The sequence below is a fragment of the Tunicatimonas sp. genome (assembly GCF_049647865.1).
Taxonomy (GTDB): Bacteria; Bacteroidota; Bacteroidia; order Cytophagales; family Cyclobacteriaceae; genus Tunicatimonas.
The window spans coordinates 1-3,124 of record NZ_JBARYM010000394.1 but is presented as its reverse complement, the minus strand read 5'-3'; the positions used below and the strand labels follow the sequence as shown (position 1 = coordinate 3,124).

Genomic DNA, 3,124 nt, shown 5'->3' with positions numbered 1-3,124 from the left:
GTTATACGCTTATTTGAATATACGGTAAAAGTATTCCCCATTGGTAAATGCGAAGAATGCCCCTTTTGCATTATGATGTAAGATATGGCCTCACTATGATAGTAGGATCACCAAATACGTAGAATTGATTTAAACATTGCAGCTTTACTCTTAATCTACTAGTAAATAAGTTATCCAATTCCAAAAGTCTTCTTTAGAGCGATCCTCAATTACTCATAATAAGTAAACCTTCGTAGGCAATTACCTTCGTCAATGTTAAGAAATTGTGTCGAAATTTCGGTAAAAATAATTGCTATACAACCTACTACTAATCAGTATTTTAGAATAAAAGCCTTCAATAATCAGTTAAATATAAAACCGAAATTCCTTTGGGGAAATAGCGTAAAACCTTTTTCTTTTTCGCCTAAATCAACATATTTGTATAGAGTGCTAAACGAAGAGCACGTTTTTTTACTACCAGAGCCTACCTAAACTTTGTCTATGCATTCTGTATTGCAGAATCGTAATTTTTTTACGATTCTAGCAACAAATTTATATAACTCTGACTTACTTATTTAAAGTATAGACCCTTAACACCAAGCTATTATGAGCGAGAAAACTGTTGATTTGAACGAGCCTATTTTAACGGAAAATCCTAACCGATTTGTGCTATTCCCAATTGAGCACGATGACATCTGGCAATGGTACAAAAAATCGGAGGCAAGTTTTTGGACTGCCGAGGAGATTGATTTGAGCCAGGATATGAAAGACTGGAATAATTTGAACGATGGTGAGCGTCATTTTATCTCTCACGTGTTGGCCTTTTTTGCGGCCAGCGACGGTATCGTCAATGAGAACTTAGCCGAGAACTTTGTGAATGAAGTGCAGTATACCGAAGCGAAGTTCTTCTACGGCTTCCAGATTGCGATGGAGAACATTCACTCCGAAACCTATTCCTTATTAATCGATACCTACGTTAAAGACAGTCAGGAGAAAGGTAAGCTCTTCAATGCCATTGATACGATGGACTGTGTGAAGAAGAAAGCTGACTGGGCCCTTCGCTGGATTGACAAGGGAAACTTTGCCGAGCGGCTAATTGCTTTTGCGGCGGTAGAAGGCATCTTCTTTTCTGGTTCATTCTGCTCCATCTTTTGGCTGAAAAAACGCGGACTGATGCCCGGCTTAACCTTCTCTAATGAGCTTATCTCCCGCGACGAAGGAATGCACTGCGACTTTGCTTGCCACCTGTATAACGAACACCTTAATACCAAACTCTCGGCGGAAACTGTCCAGAAAATTATTACCGATGCTGTAGAGATTGAGAAAGAGTTTGTGACCGATGCACTGCCCGTTAGCCTAATTGGTATGAATGCTGATCTGATGTGCCAGTATATTGAGTTTGTTGCGGACCGTTTACTATTAGAACTCAATTGCAGCAAAGTGTATAATGCCCAGAATCCGTTTGACTTCATGGAAATGATCTCCTTGCAGGGTAAAACCAATTTCTTTGAAAAGCGCGTGGGTGAGTACCAGAAAGCCGGCGTGAAAAACAGTGCCCAAGACCAAGATCGTCCTAAGTTTTCTTTGAACGAAGAATTTTAATATCTACCAAAATAATTTCCATAGGCTATGCTAGTAATCAAACGCGATGGAAGGCGGGAATCAGTTAAATTCGACAAGATCACCGCCCGAATTGAGAAACTGTGCTACAACTTAGACACCAACTACGTCAGCGCGGTAGAGGTGGCAAAAAAAGTGATCACCGGAATCTACGACGGGGTAACTACCGTAGAGCTAGACAATTTGGCGGCAGAAACGGCGGCCACCCTCACAGTAAAACATCCCGACTACGCCGTGCTGGCGGCTCGAATTGCGATCTCTAACCTTCATAAGGTTACAAGCAAGTCGTTCTCCAATACCATGAAGCGGCTCTACTCTTACGTAGATCCCAAAAATGGCGATCACGCTCCGTTGATCTCAAAGGAGACCTACGCAGTAATTAAAAAACACGCAGCTCAGTTAGATTCTACCATTATCTACAGTCGCGATTATAGTTACGATTTTTTCGGCTTCAAGACGCTGGAGCGATCGTACCTGATTAAGCTAGATGGTAAAGTAGTGGAGCGTCCGCAACATATGCTGATGCGGGTAGCAGTAGGTATTCACGGTGATGATATTGAGGCGGCCATTGAGACCTACAATTTGCTATCGGAAAAGTGGTTCACCCACGCTACCCCTACCCTATTTAATGCGGGTACGCCGAAGCCACAGCTTTCCAGTTGCTTCTTACTAACGATTCAAGACGATTCTATCGATGGCATCTACGATACGCTGAAGCAGTGCGCTCAGATTTCGCAGTCGGCCGGAGGGATTGGATTGAGCATTCACCACGTACGGGCCACTGGCTCCTACATTCGTGGTACCAATGGTACGTCCAACGGAATTGTGCCGATGCTGCGGAACTTTGATATGACCGCTCGCTACGTTGATCAGGGCGGAGGAAAACGAAAAGGTAGCTTCGCCATTTATATTGAGCCCTGGCACGCCGATGTCTTCGACTTCTTACAATTACGACGTAACCACGGAAAAGAAGAACTTCGCGCCCGCGATCTGTTCTACGCCCTGTGGATTCCTGATTTGTTTATGAAGCGGGTGGAAGACAATGAAGAATGGTCGCTGTTCTGCCCTAACGAATGTCCCGGTCTGTACGACAAGTACGGTGATGAGTTTGAGAAAATGTACGAAAAGTACGAGCGCGAGGGTAAAGCCCGTCGCGTGGTTAAAGCACAGGAGCTGTGGTTTGAAATTCTGGAAGCCCAGGTAGAAACCGGTACTCCGTACATGCTCTTCAAAGATGCGGCGAACAAAAAATCTAACCAGAAGAATCTGGGAACGATTCGTTCGTCTAATCTCTGCACCGAAATTATTGAGTACACTTCTAAGGATGAAGTGGCAGTTTGTAATTTGGCTTCTATCGCCCTGCCAAAGTTCATCAGTCAGGACGAAAACGGCAATAACTTCTTCGATCATCAGAAGCTGTACGAAATTACCAAAGTAGTAACGCGCAACCTGAACAAGGTGATTGATGTGAACTACTACCCGGTGAAAGAAGCCGAAAACTCTAATATGCGGCACCGCCCGATTG

At 43.7% G+C, this 3,124-nt stretch carries 2 protein-coding genes; both read left to right on the top strand.

The features are described from left to right. Window positions 1-585: 585 nt before the first annotated feature. Entirely contained in the window at window positions 586-1,581 is a 996-nt protein-coding gene (locus tag WBA23_RS11800) for a ribonucleoside-diphosphate reductase small subunit (protein WP_424582480.1), read from the top strand. A 27-nt stretch (window positions 1,582-1,608) separates the two neighbouring features. After that, window positions 1,609-3,124: ribonucleoside-diphosphate reductase subunit alpha (locus WBA23_RS11795; RefSeq protein WP_424582479.1), on the top strand; the 1,516-nt coding region annotated here is incomplete at its 3' end.